This is a genomic window from Nonomuraea monospora, from assembly GCF_039531895.1.
GTDB classification, from domain to species: Bacteria; Actinomycetota; Actinomycetes; order Streptosporangiales; family Streptosporangiaceae; genus Nonomuraea; species Nonomuraea monospora.
In genome coordinates this window covers 103,206-122,089 of the sequence record NZ_BAAAQX010000026.1, presented here as the reverse complement: position 1 = coordinate 122,089, position 18,884 = coordinate 103,206, and the positions used below count along the sequence as shown (strand labels likewise).

At 73.9% G+C, this 18,884-nt stretch carries 12 protein-coding genes; 9 read left to right on the top strand and 3 right to left on the bottom strand.

Annotation, left to right across the window (positions count from 1 at the left end; genetic code table 11):
* Nucleotides 1–24: 24 nt before the first annotated feature.
* Both ABD331_RS39120 and ABD331_RS39115 read right to left on the bottom strand, forming a co-directional pair.
* Nucleotides 25–1,242, bottom strand: coding sequence for a hypothetical protein (locus ABD331_RS39120; protein ID WP_344486929.1), 1,218 nt, complete (start codon nt 1,240–1,242; stop codon nt 25–27).
* 103 nt (nt 1,243–1,345) lie between these two features.
* Nucleotides 1,346–2,380 (bottom strand): LacI family DNA-binding transcriptional regulator, encoded by a 1,035-nt coding sequence (locus tag ABD331_RS39115; RefSeq protein ID WP_344486927.1) that lies wholly within the window; start codon nt 2,378–2,380, stop codon nt 1,346–1,348.
* A 226-nt stretch (nt 2,381–2,606) separates the two neighbouring features.
* On the opposite strand from ABD331_RS39115, the gene ABD331_RS39110 reads away from it, so the two are divergent.
* From ABD331_RS39110 to ABD331_RS39085, 6 genes are all read left to right on the top strand, one after another.
* Nucleotides 2,607–4,133 (top strand): ABC transporter substrate-binding protein, encoded by a 1,527-nt coding sequence (locus ABD331_RS39110; RefSeq protein WP_344486925.1) that lies wholly within the window; start codon nt 2,607–2,609, stop codon nt 4,131–4,133.
* A gap of 1 nt (nt 4,134) precedes the next feature.
* Nucleotides 4,135–5,070, top strand: a complete 936-nt coding sequence (locus ABD331_RS39105; RefSeq protein ID WP_344486922.1) for a carbohydrate ABC transporter permease — start codon at nt 4,135–4,137, stop codon at nt 5,068–5,070.
* Between the two features lie 44 nt (nt 5,071–5,114).
* Nucleotides 5,115–5,957 carry a carbohydrate ABC transporter permease gene (locus ABD331_RS39100; RefSeq protein WP_344486919.1) on the top strand — a complete coding sequence of 281 codons (843 nt, stop codon included), beginning with the start codon at nt 5,115–5,117 and terminating at the stop codon, nt 5,955–5,957.
* 22 nt (nt 5,958–5,979) lie between these two features.
* Nucleotides 5,980–7,614, top strand: coding sequence for an alpha-L-arabinofuranosidase C-terminal domain-containing protein (locus ABD331_RS39095; protein WP_344486916.1), 1,635 nt, complete (start codon nt 5,980–5,982; stop codon nt 7,612–7,614).
* Between the two features lie 23 nt (nt 7,615–7,637).
* Complete coding sequence (locus ABD331_RS39090) at nt 7,638–9,458, top strand: glycoside hydrolase family 2 protein (RefSeq protein ID WP_344486913.1); 1,821 nt, start codon at nt 7,638–7,640, stop codon at nt 9,456–9,458.
* A 137-nt stretch (nt 9,459–9,595) separates the two neighbouring features.
* On the top strand, nt 9,596–12,070 hold the full coding sequence (locus tag ABD331_RS39085; RefSeq protein WP_344486910.1) for a WD40 repeat domain-containing protein: 2,475 nt from the start codon (nt 9,596–9,598) through the stop codon (nt 12,068–12,070).
* 19 nt (nt 12,071–12,089) lie between these two features.
* Here ABD331_RS39085 and ABD331_RS39080 read toward each other — a convergent pair whose 3' ends face one another.
* On the bottom strand, nt 12,090–13,211 hold the full coding sequence (locus tag ABD331_RS39080) for a cobalamin-independent methionine synthase II family protein (RefSeq protein WP_344486907.1): 1,122 nt from the start codon (nt 13,209–13,211) through the stop codon (nt 12,090–12,092).
* A 227-nt stretch (nt 13,212–13,438) separates the two neighbouring features.
* Here ABD331_RS39080 and ABD331_RS39075 point away from each other — a divergent pair, with 227 nt between their 5' ends.
* Genes ABD331_RS39075 through ABD331_RS39065 form a run of 3 tightly spaced genes read left to right on the top strand, consistent with a single transcriptional unit; the run spans nt 13,439 to nt 18,803 of the window.
* Nucleotides 13,439–16,732, top strand: a complete 3,294-nt coding sequence (locus ABD331_RS39075; RefSeq protein ID WP_344486904.1) for a hypothetical protein — start codon at nt 13,439–13,441, stop codon at nt 16,730–16,732.
* A gap of 54 nt (nt 16,733–16,786) precedes the next feature.
* Entirely contained in the window at nt 16,787–17,200 is a 414-nt protein-coding gene (locus tag ABD331_RS39070) for a TOBE domain-containing protein (protein ID WP_344486901.1), read from the top strand.
* A 58-nt stretch (nt 17,201–17,258) separates the two neighbouring features.
* The gene (locus tag ABD331_RS39065; protein WP_344486898.1) at nt 17,259–18,803 is read left to right on the top strand and encodes a PucR family transcriptional regulator; all 1,545 of its coding nucleotides are present in this window, start codon (nt 17,259–17,261) and stop codon (nt 18,801–18,803) included.
* Nucleotides 18,804–18,884 lie beyond the last annotated feature (81 nt).

Below are 18,884 nucleotides of genomic sequence, written 5' to 3'. Positions count from 1 at the left end.
TCGTCGCGGTGCCGGTCGCCGTAATCAGTGCTGCAGTGCCTTGAAGTCCTTCAGCCAGTAGTTCGGCGCCGACAGCCCATCCCCCCGCCCCTTGACCGTGTACGGCGCGAACACGCTGTTGAGCAGCCACGGATCCTTACCCGGCCCGAAGTTCTGCACCATCAGGTCATCCTGCTTGAACCCATACGTGGCCACCGCCAACCGCCCCGTCCCCCGATAAAGAGCCATCTGCTCCCGCAAGAAGCCCGCCTGCTCCACGAACCAAGTGCTGCTGGTCAGAAAGTCGGACCACTGCTTGCGGCTGAACGGCGAGTCGATGGCGGCCTTGATCACCTCCCACACCCGGGTGTCCGGGGCGAAGCCGTACCGCGAGGCGAACGACGCGGACACCGGGTCCTGGAGGTGCTGCTTCCAGTACCACACCAGCGAGAACTCGGTCACGAGGTAGGTCTGGTCGGCTCGCATCCGAGGCAGGATGTAGTCGAGGAACGCCTGCGCGTTGCCGGGCGCGGGGATGTGCGGGTGGATGTCGACGCCCTGGATCTCGGGCGTCTCGCGGACGAAGGTCATCCAGCGTTCGGCCGCTGGGGTGCGGCGGTCGGCGAGGTCGAGGCGGTTGAGTGCGCCCATGTAGAGGGTGGTGCGGCAGCCGGGGCCGCAGTGTTCGCGGCGGTAGGCGATGACGTGCCGGGCGACGGTCTCGTAGAAGACGTTGAGGCGTTCGTCGCGTTCGGCGGGCAGGCTCTCGATGAACGGCTCGTTGCCGATGGCGAGGATGTCCACCTTGTTCAGAACGGCGGGCAGGACGCGGTCCAGGCGGGCGAGTTCGGCGGCCATGGCGGCGCTGCCGGGCTGCGGGAAGGAGGCCGTGTTGTAGGGCCATTTGAGGCTGAGGATGGTGTCGTAGCCGCGCCGGCCCGCGTCGGTGATGGTGCTGATGGCGAAGTGCCCGGCGGGGTCGCCCTGGTCGGTGGCGGGCATCGGGTAGAAGCCGCGCACCCAGCGGGTGCCGGACTCGCGTAGTTCGCGGTAGTCGAGGGCGTCGAGGTTCTGGTTGAAGTTCGCGCCGAGGGCGCCGTGAGCGGCGGGCAGCGGTGGGTTCACGGGCTTGCCCTCTGAAGCGGCGGGCATCGGGCGGTTCACGGGCTTGCCCTCCGAAGCGGTGGCGGTGGCGGCGTGAGTGAGGGGCGAGACCGTGGCGAGGACCGCGGTCAGCGCGACGAGCGACAGTCGACGAAGCAAGGTGCCTGCTCTCTGACGGGTTTGGGGAGATCGTCATCGGCGCGGATTCATGTTTGCGCTAACTTGATCGGCCTGTCAATGGCCGTCCCGCCGTGGTGAGGGGTCAGGGAGGAGGGGCGGTGGAGCCTCGGACGATCAGCTCGGGGCGGACGAAACGGCTGCTGGGCTGGGCTGAGGCCGCTCCTGGCGGGCCTTCGACGCGGGCGATGAGGTGCTCGACGCAGCGCCGTCCGACCGTCTCCAGATCCTGCCGGACGGTGGTCAGCGGCGGCGTCAGGTACGGCGCGAAGTCCAGGTCGTCGAACCCGACGACGCTCAGGTCGTCCGGCACCCGGCGCCCCAGCTCGGCCGCCGCCCGCAGCACGCCCACGGCCATCTGGTCGTTGGCGGCGAACACGGCGGTGGCGTCGTCGTCGGCGAGCAGCCGCAGCGCGGCCTCGTACCCCGAGCGGGGCGACCAGTCGCCGGCGACGGGCGGCGGCACCGCGCGCCCTGAGCGCTTGAGCTGCCGCTGCCAGGCGGCCCGCCGCCGCTGCGCCGGGTTGGAGCCGGCCGGGCCCGCCACGTGGTGCACGGTGGCGTGCCCCAGGCCGAGCAGGTGGTCCACGGCCGCGCGGGCGCCGGCGGCCTCGTCCATGCCGAATGTGGGGTGCTTGTGCGCCGCCCTGCTGTCGGCGATGACCAGCGGCACCTCCTCGGGCAGCCGCAGGTGCGGGGTGTCGAGGACGCGGGCCTCGACCACGATCACGCCGTCCACCGCGCGGTCGGTGAGCCCGCGCACGGCGGCGCGCACCTCCTTCTCGGTGGGCCCGTCGACGATGGCCACGCTGACGGAGTAGCCGCGCGCCTGCGCGCCGGTCACGACCGCCTCGACGATGCGCACGTTCAGCACGGCGCTGAGGTTGAACGTGACCACGCCGATCGTCCCGAACCGGCCGGTGGCCAGCGCCCTGGCGGCGATGTTGGCGCGGTAGCCGAGCTGCTGCATGGCCGCCTCGACCCTGAGCCGCGTCTCGGAGGTCACCCGGTCGTTGCCGTTGACCACCCGCGACACGGTCTGGCCGGAGACTCCGGCGAGCTTGGCGACGTCCGCCATCGACGGGCCTCCGGACGCCCTCGTCCCCGGTGGTCGCACCACGCCCGGCCGTCTCCCTTCATCAGGGCAGCGCGTTGCGTGGCTGCCGCGAGGTGGAACGCCGACAGGCTACATCGGTGGCGGCCCTTCACGAACACGTTCTTGACGCTGATAGGCCCGCAGCCTAAGTTAGCGCAAACATAGATCCGCTCCGGGGGATCCCTGGCTGGCCGGGGAGAGCGGACCAGGTCGGTGACCGAGTCGTACACACAGACATAGAGGAGTCGCCATGAGGCGGCATCACCACCGGATCTTCGCAATCACGGGCGCTCAGAGCCCGAGCGATCTCACCCGCCGCCGCCTGTTCGGCGGCGCGGGCGCCGCCGTCCTGGCCGCGGCGCTGGCCGCCTGCACCGGCGGCGGCCAACTGGCCCAGAAGAGCGCGAGCGCAGGCGGCGCCCTGCAGTGGTGGGACCAGTTCCGGCCGCTCACGAAGATGTTCCAGGACGCCCTGTTCACCCCGTTCACGCAGTCGCACGCGGGCGTCACCGTCGAGCGCCGCCAGATGGACGCCCCCGACCTCGGCCAGGCGCTCCAGGTCGGCAGGCGCAGCAACCAGATGCCCGACGTGCACTCACTGGCGGGCCTCGGCACGGTCTCGCCCGCCGCCCTGGTGAGCGAGGGCTGGTTCCAGCCGATCGGCAAGCTCGCCGACTTCGCGGGCAGCCCGATCGGCGAGTACGTCTACGACGGCATCCACCGCTTCAACGGCGAGATCTACTCCTTCCCGCCGTTCTCCGGCCGCTGGCACGAGGCCGTGCCGTGGTTCAACACCGCGATGCTCAAGCAGGCGGGCGTGGACCCCGAGGAGGAGCCGGGCACCTGGGACAAGCTCCGCGAGATCGCCCGCAAGGTCGCCACCGGCAACGACGGCGGCGCCGCCGGGCTGGTGCTGCCGAGCAAGGAGCCGGAGTACCTGCGCACGCTGGTCGAGCGGCTGGCCATGACCGCCGGCGCGCCCGGCCCCGGCAACATCGACTGGGCGACCGGCGCCTACGTCTACGACACCCAGCCCTACATCGACGCCATCGAGTTCCTCGTCAGCCTCCAGAAGGACAAGGTCGTGCACCCCGCCTCGGCCTCGATGGGCGCGCGCGACGCCCGCGCCCGCTGGGCCGCCGGCCAGGCCGGCATCTACCTGTGGGGCGCCTGGTTCATCGGCGGCCTGCTGGTGGACGAGCCGGAGGCGGTCGAGCGCGGCGTCGGCACCTGGCACATCCCCTGCCCGGAGACCACCAGGAACTTCGTCTACAGCCCGCCCTCGTCCGGCACGTTCTGGGTGTCCAGCCAGTCCAAGCAGGCCAGGACCGCCGCCGAGCTGATGCTCCAGATGACCACCAAGGAGTTCCAGACCAGGCTGGCCGAGGCGATGGACCAGCCGCCCGCGCTGGCCGCCGAGGTCATCCAGGACGCCAAGGTGCACGACGCGTACAGGAAGTGCGTCGCCAACTTCCAGGACGACGTGAAGATCGGCCCCGTGCCCGAGGTGGGCAACCCCGGCGTCTGGCAGGTGCTGGCCGAGATGCGCGACGTCCACCCCAACCTGGGCGACATCGTCCAGTCGGTGCTGACCGGCGCCTCCACCGACGTCGGCGGCCAGCTCCGCCGCTTCAACGACCAGATCAGCGCGGAGCGCGAGCGCGCGCTGAAGGCCGTGCGCGAGGAGAAGGGCGTCGAGGTGGACGAGAAGGCGTGGGTGTTCGCCAACTGGGACCGCGAGAAGGACTATGGCCAGCAGGACTACGCCGGGCGCTGAGATGACCACGACCACCTCCCCGCCCCCGCCCGGCGGACGGGCGCGGCGCCTGCGCCAGGACTGGTGGATCTACCTGTTCCTGCTGCCGACCGTCCTCGGCTACGGCGCCTACACCGTCTACCCGCTGCTGGCCTCCTGGTGGTACGCCCTCCTCGACTGGCCCGGCTTCGCCAGCACGGGGACATTCGTCGGGTTCGAGAACTTCGAGCGGCTCATCGGCGACGACCTGTTCTGGAACGCGTTCTGGAACTCGCTGGTGTTCCTCGTCATCGCCGTCCCGCTGCGGGTCGGCCTGGCGCTCCTGCTGGCGCTGGTGCTGAACGCGCGCAAGACGCCGTTCAAGGGCTTCTTCCGCACCCTGTTCTTCCTGCCCGTGGTCACCACGGGCGCGATCGTGGGCGTCGTGTTCACCCTGCTGCTCGACGCGAGCGGCCCGCTCAGCCTGTCGCTGGTGTGGTCCGGGCTGATCGACTCGCCGCAGAACTTCGCCGCCAACGCCGGCACCTCCCTGTACGCGGGCATCGCCGTGTGGGTGTGGAAGTGGCTCGGCATCACGCTGATCTACTGGCTGGCCGCGCTGCAGACGATCCCGCGCGGCGTGCACGAGGCCGCGATGATCGACGGCGCCGGGGCGTGGGCGGAGTTCCGGCACGTGACGATGCCGCTGCTGGTGCCGTTCCTGGTGATCATCACGCTGATCGACACCGTGGCCGCGTTCAACGTCTTCGACCTGATGCAGACCCTGACCGGCGGCGGGCCGTCCTTCTCGTCCGAGGTGATCGAGATCTTCATCTTCCGTACGGCCTTCCAGGCCACCGTCCCGCAGCTCGGCTACGCCTCCGCCGCCGCCGTGCTGTTCGGGGTGCTGACCATGGTGCTCGCGGTCGCCCAGGCGCTGGGCATGCGGTGGGCGCGCGGCCGGAGGGGGGAGCCGTGACGCCGCTGCTGCGTCCTGCGGGCGCGCGGCAGGAAAGGAGAACCGTGACCTCGCGGCTGCGCCGTCCGAGCGTGCGGCAGGTGGTGACGTTCGTCGTGCTGCTGGTGCTGGGCGGGCTGTGGGTGTACCCGTTCGTCTGGCTGGTGTCGGCGTCGCTGAAGACGTCCTCGGAGATCTTCGGCAGCGGCCTCGGTCTGCTGCCCGAGCAGCCCGTCTGGGAGAACTACGCGCGCGCCTGGAGCGAGGTCGGCTTCGCCGGCTACTTCGTCAACACGCTGGTCATCACGGTCGGCACGGTGCTGCTGGTGGTCGTGCGCAGCGCTCTGGCCGGGTACGTGCTCGGCCGCTACGACTTCATCGGCAGGAAGTTCCTCATCGGCCTGTTCCTGGTCACCTTCTTCCTCCCCGAGGGCTACACGATCATCCCGATCACGCAGCTCACCGACCAGCTCAGGCTGCTCAACACGCACGCCGGCGTGATACTCGGGCTGGGCGCGGGCGGCCAGATCGCCTCGACCCTGCTGTACGCGGGCTACTTCCGGCGGCTGCCCAAGGAGCTGGAGGAGACGGCGCGGCTCGACGGCGCGGGACCCTTCACGGTCTTCTTCCGGGTGATGCTGCCGCTGGCCTGGCCGATCACCGCCACCGTGGTGATCCTCACCTACCTGTTCGCCTGGAACGTCTACCTGCTGCCCCTGGTGTTCACGCTCAGCGAGCCCGACCTGCGCACGCTGGCCGTCGGCATGACCGTCTTCGTGGGCGAGCGGGGCACCGACTGGTCGGGCATGGCCGCCGCCGCGGTGATCTCGCTGATCCCGGTGATCGCCGTGTTCGTGGCGCTCCAGCGCAAGTTCGTCGACAGCCTCGCGGGAGCGGTGAAGCAATGACAGAAACGGGAGCGGTGCAGCGATGACAGGAACGGAGCCCACCGGCATGCGGGAAGCGCTCGTCACCATCGACACCCGCCGGCCGGTCGGCCGCATCGACGACGACGTCTACGGGCACTTCCTGGAGTCGGCGTTCTTCGGCAACATCGAGGGCGGGGTGTTCGACGAGGGCTCGCCCCTGTCCGTCGACGAGCCCGGCCTGCTGCGCGGCGTGCGCGCCGACGTCCTGGAGCTGGTGCGCGAGCTGGGCCCCGGCCCGATCCGGTGGCCGGGCGGCAACTTCACCTCCGCCTACCACTGGGAGGACGGCATCGGCCCGCGCGACGACCGCCCCAGCCGCCTGGAGCCGGCGTGGGGCGGGCGCGAGAGCAACCGGTTCGGCACGGACGAGTTCCTCGCCTGGTGCGAGGCGGTCGGCGCGGAGCCGTACCTGGTGCACTCGGCCAGGGACGTGGACGAGGCGGTGCGCTGGATCGAATACACCAACTCCGCCCAAGACACCACCCTGACCGCCCGCCGCGCGCGGAACGGCAGGGCCGAGCCGTGGAACGTGCGTTACTGGGGCGTCGGCAACGAGGTCTACGGCCCCTGGCAGATGGGGCACCGCACGGCCGAGGAGTACGCCGCCGCCGCCCGCGAGCACGCCCTGTTCATGCGGCTGGTCGACCCGGACGTCAAGCTCGTCGGCGTCGGCATCCCGTGGCGGCAGGAGGAGTGGACCCGCCCGCTGCTCCAGCGGGCCGGCTCGCTGCTCGACCACCTCTCCCTGCACCTGTACGGGGCGAGCACCCACCTGTGGACCGGCGACGACTACGACGCCGTCGTCGCCCAGTCCCTCTACTTCGAGCGGGAGCTGCACACCTACTCCCAGCTCGTCACCGCCCTGGCCGCGGAGGCGGGCCTGGACCGGCCGCCCGCGCTCGCCCTGGACGAGTGGACGATGCGGCACCTCGAACCCGAGGAGTGGCCGCAGCCGCAGCCCGGCGACGACGGCGGCGTCGCCCCGCGCGACACCGCCCCGGTGCACGACCCGCTCAAGGTGCGGGTCAACCGGTGGAGCCCCAGGACGGTCGGCGACGCGCTCTTCTGCGCCGGCGTCTTCCACGCCATCCACCGCACCGCCGGGCTGCCCTCGCCCGTCTCCATGGCCAACCCGGTCAACCTGGTCAACGCCAACGGCCTGGTCGTCGCCCGCCCCGGCGGCGCGCTGCGCTCGGCCATCTACCACGTCTGGCACCTGTACCGGCACCACACAGGACGCATCGTGCTGCCCTGCGAGGTGACGGGACCCGCCAGGACGGCCTCCGTCACGCTCGGCGACAACCGGGGGCCCGACGGCCGGCTGCTCACCGCGCCGATGACCGTCCCGTACGTGGACGTGTCGGCCACCCGCGCCGACGACGGCACGCTGCGGATCGCCGTCGTCAACCGGCACCGCGACGCGGCCGTGCGGCTGCGGGTCGTGCTCGACGGCTCCCAGGCCGGCACGCCCGCCACCGCCAGGATCCGCACCCTGGGCGCCGACGTCCCCGCCCTGGACGCGGTCAACACGCTCGCCGCGCCCGGCACGATCGCCGTACGCGACCTGGGCGACGTCGCCTCGGACGGCGGCGGGTGGGACGTCGCCCCGCACTCGGTGACCGTGCTGTCCCTCTGAGACCCCCTGAGATCAGGAGAACTGTGACCGACCACCCCCGCCCGCTGCTGGTGCGCCCGCACTGGCAGGACCTGTCAGGACCCTGGGGATTCGCCACCGACGACGAGGACCGCGGCCTGGCCGAGGGCTGGCACGACGACCCCGCGCCGTACACCCGCACGATCACCGTTCCGTACCCGCCGGAGAGCGCGCTGTCCGGCGTGCGCGACACCGCCCCCCACCCCGTCGTGTGGTACCGCCGCACGCTGCGCCCCGACCGGGCGCCCGGCCCGGGTGAGCGGCTGCTGCTGCACTTCGGCGCCGTGGACTACCGCGCCCGCGTCTGGGTCAACGGCGTGCACGTGGGCGGCCACGAAGGCGGGCACACCCCGTTCTCCTTCGACGTCACCGACGCGCTCGTGCCCGGCGCCGAGCAGGTCGTCGTGGTCCGCGCGGAGGACGAGTGCGACGACGCCACCCAGCCGCGCGGCAAGCAGGACTGGCGGGCCGAGCCGCACGACGTCTGGTACCACCGCACCACCGGCATCTGGCAGCCGGTGTGGGCCGAGGTCGTGCCCGATCTGCACGTGCGGGGCCTGCACTGGACGCCCGATGTGCCCGGCGCCGCCGTCACCGTCGAGGTCGAGCTGTCCCGCGCGCCCGAGCCGGACGTGGACGTGCACGTCGTCCTCACCCTGGGGGAGGAGGTCCTCGCCGACCAGACCTGCCGCACCGGCCGCCGCGACGGCCGCTGGACGATCGCGATCCCGGCCGCCAGGCACCAGCTCGAACAGGCGCGGCTGCTGTGGACGCCCGAACGCCCCACCCTGCTGGACGCCCGCGTCGAGCTGCTGCGCGACGGCCGCACGATCGACGCGGTCACCTCGTACACGGCGCTGCGCAGCACCGGCGTCCGCGACGGCCGCTTCCTGCTCAACGGCCAGCCCCGCTTCCTGCGACTGGTCCTGGCCCAGAACTACTGGCCCGACTCGCACCTCGCCGCGCCCGCCGGCGCGCTGCGCAGGGAGGTGGAGCTGGTCAAGGAGCTGGGGTTCAACGGCGTGCGCGTCCACCAGAAGGTCGAGGACCCACGCTTCCTCGCCTGGTGCGACAGGCTCGGGCTGATGGTGTGGAGCGAAATGCCCAGCGCCTACGAGTACGCGCCCAGAACCGTCGAGCGGCTCACCCGCGAATGGCTCGAGGTCGTCGCCCGCGACCGCAGCCACCCGTGCGTGGTGACGTGGGTGCCGTTCAACGAGAGCTGGGGCGTCTGGCACGCCGCCGACGTGCCGGAGCAGCGGCACGCCACCGCCGCGCTCTATCACCTGACCAAGGCGCTCGACGGCACCCGGCCGGTGATCTCCAACGACGGGTGGGAGCACACCGAGAGCGACATCTGGGGCCTGCACGACTACGCGCCGACCGGCGCGTCCATCCGCGAACGCTACGCCTCCAGGGACGCGGTCGCCCGCGTCCTCGGCGATCGGCCGCCCGCCCGCAGGGTCGCCCTGCTCGGCGACCCGGTCAGGCGGGGGCAGCCGGTCGTGCTGTCCGAGATCGGCGGGCTCAGCCTGCGGCCGGAGGCGGGGGAGGCCTGGCACGGGTACGCCGCCGTGGCCGGCACCGGGGAGCTGGCCGAGGAGTTCCGGCAGTTCGTGGACGCGGTGCTGGACAGCCCTGAGCTGGCCGGGTTCTGCTGGACTCAGCTCACCGACACCGAGCAGGAGACCAACGGGCTGCTGACCGCGGGGCGCGACTTCAAGCTGCCGGTGGAGGTCGTGCGGCGCATCCTGACCAGGCCCGCCTCCTCGGCGCCCGCCGAAGCCATCGACGCCGCCCGCCGCGCGGCCCGCCAGGAGGAATGACCGTTCCGGATGGGGTGGCGTGGCAGGACCTGTGGCGCCTTCCGTTGAGAACGGAACCGAGACGTCCGTGGTGAGGGCGGGCGGGCCGCCGCCGGTCTAGCGTGACGGGTGCCCCCTGTCGTTCGTGGAGGTCCGCGGTGCTCGACCGGCTGCGCTCATCGGCCAGACCCGCCGCGATCGCCCTGGTGGCAGTGCTCGTGGCCGCCGTTGCCGTGCTGACCGTCACGAACGTGCGGGCGGGCGCGGAACGGGACCGCGCCCTCGCCCAGCGCGACCTGGCCCTGGCTCGCGCACTCGTCGCCCAGAGCCAGGTCCTGGCCACCACCGACCCCCAGACCGCAAGGCTGCTCGCCGTGGCCGCGACCAGGGTCGCCCCGCAGTCCGCCGAGACGCGGTCGGCCGTCCGGGCGGCGGTGGCCCGGCCGCAGCTCGCGGTGCTGCGCGGCTTCCCGGGCGAGGTGCACGCGGTCGCCTTCAGCCCCGACGGCGCCACCCTCGCCGCCGCCGGCCGGGCCGCGCCGCTGCGCCTGTGGGACGTGGCCAGGCTCGCCCCCGTCCCCTGGCCGACGGGGGAGGGGCAGGCCGACGGCATGGCCGTGGCCTACAGCCCCGACGGCGATCGCCTGGCCGTCGCGGGCGCCGACGGCGGCGTACGCGTCTGGGACACCGCCACCCGCCAGGGCTGGACCGGCGGCGGCGGCGCGGCCTGGGCCAGGCAGTGGGCCGCGTTCAGCCCCGACGGGAACCTCCTCGCCACCACCGGCGGCTCAGGCGGCGCCTCCCGGCTGTGGGACGCCGGCACCGGCACGCAGGTCGCCGCCCTGCGCTCGCTCGAAGGCGCTCCAGGGCCCGTCGCGTTCAGCCCCGACGGCACGCTCATCGCCGCCGCCTACCCGGGCGGGCCGATCAGGACGTTCGAGGCCGCGTCCGGCATGCTGACCGGCGACCCGCTCGAACCGCCCGCCGGCAGCCTCACGCCCGAGCCCCGCGAGGAGGTGGCCGCGCTCGCGTTCAGCCCCGGCGGCGGGCTGCTGGCCGGGACCACGGGCAGCGAGCAGATCCAGCTCTGGGACGTCACCACCCGCCGCCCCGCCGGCCGCCCGCTCACCGGCCACACGGGGCTGATCACCTCGGCGGTCTTCAGCCCGGACGGCCGCGTCCTGGCCACCGCCGGCCAGGACCACACGGTCAGGCTGTGGGACGTGCGGGGGCGCAGGCCGCTGGGCGAGCCGCTGACCGGGCACACCCACGCCGTCAACGCCGTCGCCTTCGGCCCGGGCGGGGGGCTGCTCGCCAGCGCGGGCGCCGACGCCACCGTCCGCCTATGGCGGATCCCGCGCGCCACCCGCCACCCGCTCACCCTCCCCGGAACCGAGACTGGCGACGGCACTGGCGGCGGCGATGGCGGCGGCGGCGCGGTTCCCGCCGACCGGCCGGTTCCCGAGCGCTGGTACGACCGCTCCGACGACACGCAGGCCGTGCTCAGCGCCGACGCGGGCCGGCTCGTGGTCCAGCCGTACGACGGCACCCGGCCCGGCTTCGGCAGCCTCTGGTCGTGGGACGTGCGCGCGGCCCGCTGGCGCGGCGAACGGCTGCGCATCCGGCCCGACGACCTCGTGGACGGGGTGGCGGTCAGCCGCGACGGCCGCTCCGTGGCCGCCTCCGGCCGCGACGACGCGGGGCACGGGCTCGCCACCGCCGTGCTCGGCGGCCCCTCGACCGTGCGCGGCCGTCCCCTCGCCTACAGCCCGGACGGTCGCTTGCTCGCCACCGCCGTGCAGGAGGCCGCCACCGTGCCGGACGCCGAGGTGCAGGTCTGGACGCTGCCCGAGGGCCGGGCCAGGGGCGAGCCCGCTGCCGGGCAGTCGGGGCGGATCACCGCGGCGGCCTTCTCCGCCACGGGCGCCGTGCTCGCCGCCGGGGCATCGGACGGCACCGTGCTGCTGGTGGAGACGGCCACGGGCAGGCGGCTCGGCCTGCTGCGCGCCCACAGCCTGCCGGTCACCGCGGTGGCCTTCGCGCCGGGTGGCGGGCTGCTGGTGACGGCCAGCGAGGACCAGACGGCCCGGCTCTGGAACGTGACCACAGGGCCGCCCGACGCGCGGAGCGTGGCCACGGACGGCCCGCCCGATGCGGGGTACGCGGCCACGGACGGCCCGCCCGATGCGCGAGACGCGGCGACGGATCGCCCGCCCGACGCGCATGACGGGGCCCTTGGCCGCCCGCATGGCGCACCCCTCACCGGTCACACCGGGCGCGTCCACGCCGTGGCCTTCGCCCCTGGCGGCGCGTACCTCGCCACCGCCGGGCAGGACCGCACGGTCAGGCTGTGGGACACCGCCACGGGACAGCCGCTCGGACCGCCGCTGGCCGGGCACGGCGGCGAGGTGCGGGCGCTGGCGTTCACGGCCGACGGCAGGACGCTGGTCGCCGCCGCCGCCGATCTCGTGCAGGTGACCGGCGACGCCTACGCCGTCTGGAGGTGGGACACCACCACCCTCGCCACCGACCCAACCACCACCGCCTGCGCCCAGGCGGCCCGCTCGCTCACCCGCCAGGAGTGGGCGGCGCACGTGCCCGGCCTGCCGTTCCGCGACGTGTGCCGCCGGTGATGCCCGACGCGACCCCGGCTCAGCCCCAGACCATCCGAGCCGTCTCCACCACCAGCTCCAGCTTGCGCCGTTCCTCGTCCACGGTGAGCAGATTGCCTCTGACGGTGGAGGCGAACCCGCACTGCGGGCTGATCGCCAGGTTCTCCATCGGCACGAACTTGGCCGCCTCGTCGATGCGCCGCCGCAGCTCGTCCTGCGACTCCAGCACGGGCACCTTGGAGGACACCAGCCCCAGCACCACGGCCGTCCCCTCGGGAACGAACCGCAGCGGCTCGAACCCGCCCGCCCGCTCCGTGTCGTACTCCAGCAGGAACCGATCCACCGGCACCTCGCCGAACAGCCGCTCCGCCACCGGGTCGTAGCCGCCCTTGGCCGACCAGGCGCTGCGGTTGTTGCCCCTGCACAGGTGCAGCGCGACGGTGACGCCCGGGTCCAGCGCCTTGGCGGCGCGCACCTGCTCGGCGTCGACGGCGACGGCCGCGTCCAGGAGCGCCTTGCCGTCCGGCGCGTCCGGCCCGAGCACGCGGGCGCGGAAGCCCGCGTCGATGACGAAGTCGTAGGCCAGCGAGTCGAGCTGGATCCACCGCACGCCCTGCGCGATCAGGCCCCTGATCTCCTCGATCCGCAGCTCGACCAGGTCGCGCAGCAGGTCGGCGGGGCTGGGGTAGGTGGCGGCGCTGAGGTCGGGACGCCACAGCAGGCTGCCCATCGAGCAGCTCACCATGGTGATCTTGTAGGGGCCGGGGGCGTGCCGGGCCAGGAAGGCGGCCTCGACGGCGGTCAGGTTCGTCTTCTGGGTGAGCTTGCCGGTGGCCACCACCATGTCCCACGAGGTCTCCTCCGGCGGGACCGGCTCGCCGTCGCCGCGCCACCACTCGGTGGACGGCAGCGGCACGGGCGACACGCCGCCCAGCGACTCCAGCAGACCCGCCAGCCAGGTCTGCCGCCGCATCTCCCCGTCGGTGAACACCTCGATCCCGGCCTGGCGCTGCAGCTCTATCGCGGCCAGCGCGGCCTCGTCCGCCAGCTCGGCCAGCTCCTGCGCGCTCAGCTCGCCGCTCTCGCGCGCCTGCCTTGCCCGCAGCAGCTCGGGCGGGCGCAGGAGGCTGCCAACGTGCTCGGCATGGGGTGTCGCGGGCATGCTTCCTCCTCGGATGTGCGATGGGTGGTACGGCCGGCCCCCGGATTGCGGCGCGGGGCCGTACGAGCAGCGTCCGCCTCACCGCGCCGGCCGTCCACCCCCGATCACCCCGGACCGGCGGCGACCGTGGTCCGCGCGAAGCGTCCGGACGTTTCCCACCGCCGTCGCGAACTCACCGGCCCGTCCCTTCGTTGATCCACAGGAGCAGGCACGGGAGGGGAGCGTACGTGGCGCAGGCCGGGGCGATCGCGAGCATCGACGGTTGGATCGGGCGGGAGGCGGACGTGGACCGGGTCGTGGCCGCGCTGACCTCGGACGACAGCGGGCTGATCGTGGTGGCGCCCCAACTGGACGGCGTCGAGGGGCTCGGGGTCACCGCGGTCGTGGCGGCGGCGCTGCGCCGTCCCGAGGTGGTCGCGCGCTTCCCCGAGGGCGTCGGCTGGCTGAACGCCGGCGGCTCCCACCCGGACGAGCAGGCCGCCGAGTTCACCGAGGTGCTGGAGAACCTGCACGGCGCGGACGTCGAGCCGTTCTCGCACGTGGACCCGGACGACCTGATCAGCGCCGCCCACGACGAGGAGGCCGCCGACGAGCTGCTGCGGGGGCAGATCTTCCGGCCGGGTCCGCGGCTGATGGTGCTGGACGGGCTGCGGCACGCCGGTCTGGTGGTGCCGCTGGCGTTCACGGTGCCCGGCTGCACGTGGCTCGTCACGGTGCGGGCCGTCGGCGAGGAACCGTCGTTCGTGACGACGGTGGGCGTCGGGCCGATGAGCGTCGCGGAGGGCACGGCGCTGCTGCGCCGCGACCTGCCCGCCCTGGACGAGGACACGGCCGCCCTGCTCGCGGAGCGCGCCGGAGGCTGGCCGCTCGCCCTCACCATGGCGCACGGGCTCATCGTCAGCCAGGTCGTCACGGGCGAGCCCGCCACCGAGGCGGCCACCCGCCTGGCCGCCCGGCTGCCCTGCCGCACGGACCTGGCCGCGCCCGCGTCCAGGGCCGCCCTGATCGGGGCGCTCGTCGATCACTCGCTCGACTGGCTGCGCACCGTGGACCCGGCTGCCGCCGGACGGTTCCTCCAGCTCGGCCTGTTCGGCCCCGGCGAGGGCATCCCCATCGGGGTGGCCGCCCTGCTGTGGAGCGCGGGCGGGGGCGTCACCGGCGGGCAGATCGGTGCGCTCATCGCCCGGCTGGAGGGCATGCGGCTGGTGCGGCGGCGTACCGACCATCCGGTGCTGGGGCTGGCCGACGGGGTGGCGGAGCGGGTGCGGGAGCTGCTCGGGGCCGAAGGGCTGGAACGGGCCCGCCGCGCGCTGGTCGACGCCGATCCCGGCGAGACGCCCGAGGGCTGGGCCGACCTGCCGGGCACGGGGGAGTGGATGATGCGGAACCTGGCCCGGCTGTATGCGGAGGCGGGTGACGCGGACGCGTTGCGGGAGATGGTGTGCGACGTGGCCTGGCTGGCGTCCCGCGTCCACCACTCGGGGGTGGACGCCGCCCTCGAAGACCTGGACAGGGTGGATGACAGTGCCGTCGAGTCCCTTGTGCGCGTCCTGACGGGATCGTCCCATCTGCTGGAGAGCGCGCGTGAGCTGGGCGTCGGCGTGCTGCCCACGCTCGCCGCCCGCCTGCACGCCACACCCGGCGCGGGCGAGGACCTGCGGCGGTGGCTGGCCGAACGGGGATCGCCCTGGCTGGAGCACCGCGGCACCCCGCCCGACCTGCCGCACCAGGCGCTCCTGCGCACCCACCACACCCCCGCTGAACGGCTGACGGGCCTGGCCGTGTCCCCGGACGGCGCCTGGCTGGCCGCTGCCGGCGACCAGGGGCGGGTGTCGCGGTGGGGCCTGGACGGCAGGGGGATGCGGACCCTGCTCGGGCACGAGAACGAGGTCACCTGCGTGGCCGTCGCGCCCGGCGGCGCGTGGCTGGCCACCGGGAGCTGGGACGGGACCGTCCGGCTGTGGGAGGAGGACGGTCACCCGCGCGCCGTCCTCGACGACCTGCCGGGGACGCCCGAGGCGGTCGCCATCGCGCCCTGCGGCGGGTGGGGAGTGGTCGGCGGGCAGGGGTTCCTGTGGTTCTTCGACGCGGACGGCACGGTGCGCGCCGCGCCGGAGGAGGCGGTGGAGGAGTACGAGGACGTGGCCATCGCGCCCGACGGCACGTGGGTGGTGGCGGCCGGCCTGGACGCCACCGAGCTGTGGACGGCGGACGGGAGCCGCCGGACGGTCGTCGAGGCGGTGTGGGCGTGGGACGAGGACGACGGGGACGGAGAGGACGGGGACGGGGACGGGGACGGGCAGGAACTGACCAGCGAGGATGCTGGTGTCAACGGCGCCGAGGCGGTCGCCATCGCGCCCTCCGGCGAGTGGCTGGCGCTGCTCAGCCCGCACGGCACCCTCCGCCTCCTCAACCCCGACGGCACCCCCCGCGCCGAGCTGGACACCGTCTTCACCCACGGCACCGGCCTGGCCATCGCCCCCGACAGCACCTGGCTGGCCGTCTCCGACTTCGACGACAACATCGCCGTCCTGACCCCCGACGGCACAGTGCGCGCCCGCCTCCACGGCCACACCGCCACGATCACCGGCCTGGCCATCACCCCGGACGGCTCCCTCCTGGTCTCGGCGAGCGGCGACCGCACGGTCCGCGTCTGGGACGTGCCGGAAACCACGGGGGAGCCGCCCGCCCGCCACGACCTGCGCGGCATCGCGGTGGCGGGCGACGGCTCGTACCTGGCCACGGTGAGCGTGTCCGGCCTGACCCTCTGGAACCCCGACGGCACCGCACGCGCCCGGGGCCCGCGGGAGTGGCTGAGGAGCGTGGCCGTGGCCCCCGACGGCGCGTACGTGCTGGGCCTCGACCCCGAGGGCGGCATCCGCCTGTACGACCGGGACGGCACGGTACGCGTCACCGAGACCCCGCCCGAGACCGACTCCATGGTGGAGCTGTCCTCGGCCATCGCCCCTGACGGCACGTGGCTGGCCGTCGCCACGGACCGCACCGTACGCGTCCTGACCCCCGACCTCGAACCCATCGCGACCCTGGGCCCGCACGACGAGGAGGTGACCGCGCTGGCCATCGCCCCTGACGCGTCCTGGCTCGCGATCGCGTCCGGCCACCAGGTGCGGCGCTGGACCCGCGACGGCCGCCCGCTGGGCCCGCCGGCGGAGACGGAGAGCCTGGTCGAGGCGCTGGCCGTCGCCCCCGGCGGCGGCCACGTGGCGGCGGGCACCATCGACGGCCGCGTCGAGCTGTTCGACCTGACGGGAACCAGAACGGCCCGCTTCGGCCAGGACGACTGGCTCGTCGGCCTGGCCTTCTCCCCGGACGGCACCCGCCTGGCCACCGCCGGCAAACACGGCTGCCTGCGCGTCTGGGACGTCGCCGGCCACGCGACCGAGTGCGGCGTCGTCGTGGACGGCGACCTGTACGGCTGCGCCTGGCACCCGGACGGCTCGGCGCTGTACGCGGCCGGCGGCGCCGGGCTGTTCGCCTTCACCTACCACCGCCGGACGTGATCCCGGGTCCATGGGCGGATCTGGTGTGCTGATCCGCGCATAGGGTGAGATCTCGTGACGACGTTCCGGATCAGTGAGGCCGCGGCGCTGCTCGGGGTCAGCTCCGACACCGTCCGCCGCTGGGTCGACGCGGGCAGGCTCGGGGCCGAGCGCGACGAGCACGGGCATCGGCGCGTGAAGGGCACTGACCTGGCCGCCTTCGCCCGCGCGCAGGTCGAGGAGAGCGGCGACGGTGGCCGTTCGTCGGCTCGCAATCGCATGCGGGGGATCGTCACCGAGGTGCTCCGCGACGGGGTGATGGCGCAGGTGGAGATCGCCGCAGGGCCGTTCCGGGTGGTGTCGCTGATGAGCCGGCAGGCGGCCGACGAGCTGGGGCTGGAGGCCGGGGTGGTGGCGGTAGCGGTGATCAAGTCGACCAACGTCGTCGTGGAGCTTCCCGGGCAGGAACGCGTGGCCGGTCAGGCGTAGAGGGCCGCCGGTGGCCGGGTGTGCCGGAGCGTTCCGGCCCCCGCCTACCCTTGTGCGCATGACGAACGCGCACCACGGCGGGGTCCGCCTCCAGGAGCTGGCGGGCACGCTGGGCAGCCCGCTGGTAGAGCTGCTCGCCGCCCCCGCGGGCGCCGACGTGCCGATCCGCCGCGTGGTCATCGTGGAGCCGGGCGACGCCACCGAGGCGGGCGACCTCGCGCTCCTGGTGGGCGTGCGCGGCGCCGCCGCCGTACCGGCGATCGAGGCCGCCGCCGCGACCGCCGTCGCGATCAAGCTCGATCGCGAGGGGGAGACGGCGGAGGTGGAGAAGGCCGCCGTGGAGGCGGGCGTGGCGGTGCTGGCGGTGGCGGACGGGGTGCGCTGGCAGCAGGTGGAGGCGCTGGCGGGCGCGCTGGTCGAGCGGGCCCGCGACAGCCAGGGCGAGCAGAGCCACCCCGACCTGTTCTCGCTGGCCGACACGGTCGCCACGCTCACCGGCGGCCCGGTGACGATCGAGGACGTGGCGCACCGCGTGCTGGCCTACTCGCACTCCGACGACGAGGTGGACCAGGTGCGCCGCCAGTCGATCCTGGGCCGGACCTGCCCCGACGACTACCTCTCGCACCTGCAGCGGCTCGGCGTGTTCGGGCGGATCTGGAGCGAGGAGGAGGTCGTGGAGGTGCCAGGGCGGCCCGAGCTGGGGCTGCGCCGCCGGATGGTGGCGGGCGTCAGCGCGGGTGACCGGCCGCTCGGCAGCATCTGGGTGCAGGAGGCGGGCCGCCCGCTGGCCGGGCGGAGCGCCGAGGTGCTGCGCGGCGCCGCCCGCATGGCGGCCCTGTGGCTGGTACGCGCGGACGGCGGCGCCTCGCGTACCGACGAGCTGGCCGTCGGCCTGCTCACCGGCGAGTTCGACACGGCGGCGCTGGCCGCGCACCTGGGCGTGGACCCGGCGGCGCCCACCACGGTCATCGGCCTGGACCTGCGCATGCGCGAGGAGGACCGCTCCGCGCTGGAGATCAGGCGCGACCGCCTGACGGACATCATCTCGGTGCACGCCGCCGCCTTCCACCGGGGCGCGCTGGTCATCCCGGCCTGCGGCAACATCTACGTGCTGCTGCCGCGCCCGTCCCGCGCGGGCGACTGGCTGGAGGAGCTGGTGGACGTGCTGCGCCGGCGCACCGGCACCCCCGTGCAGGCCGCCGTGGCGGGGGTGGCCGAGCGGCTGGACGACATCCCGGCCGTGAAGAAGCGCGCCTCCCGCATCCTGCGGCTGATGGCGGGGGAGCCGGGCCTGCGGGTCGCGACCGAGTCGCGGATGCGGGCCGCGCTGCTGCTCGACGGGGTGGCCGAGGCGCTCGCCCAGCGGCCGGACGTGCGTGACCCGGCCATCGACCGGCTGGCCGCCGAGCACCCGGACCTCGCCCGCTCGCTGCGCGTCTACCTGGAGCGGTTCGGCGACGTGAACGAGGCCGCCGCCGTCATGCACGTCCACCCGAACACGCTGCGCCACCGCATGCGCAGGGTGACCGCGATGACGGAGCTCGACCTGAACGACCCGGAGCACCGGCTGGCCGCGCTCATCCAGCTCAGAACGGCCACCTGAGCCCGTTGTCCCGGCAGGACAACGGGACCCGCCATGCGATGTCCGATCGGACAATGCCCGGCCAGGGGGCCGCAACCTACC

What these genes read in the sequence shown, in the direction of transcription:
- ABD331_RS39110 (WP_344486925.1), top strand. Translation starts at nt 2,607, where the DNA reads ATGAGGCGGCATCACCACCGGATCTTCGCAATCACGGGCGCTCAGAGC.
- ABD331_RS39105 (WP_344486922.1), top strand. Translation starts at nt 4,135, where the DNA reads ATGACCACGACCACCTCCCCGCCCCCGCCCGGCGGACGGGCGCGGCGC.
- ABD331_RS39095 (WP_344486916.1), top strand. Translation starts at nt 5,980, where the DNA reads ATGACAGGAACGGAGCCCACCGGCATGCGGGAAGCGCTCGTCACCATC.
- ABD331_RS39080 (WP_344486907.1), bottom strand. Translation starts at nt 13,211, where the DNA reads ATGCCCGCGACACCCCATGCCGAGCACGTTGGCAGCCTCCTGCGCCCG.
- ABD331_RS39065 (WP_344486898.1), top strand. Translation starts at nt 17,259, where the DNA reads ATGACGAACGCGCACCACGGCGGGGTCCGCCTCCAGGAGCTGGCGGGC.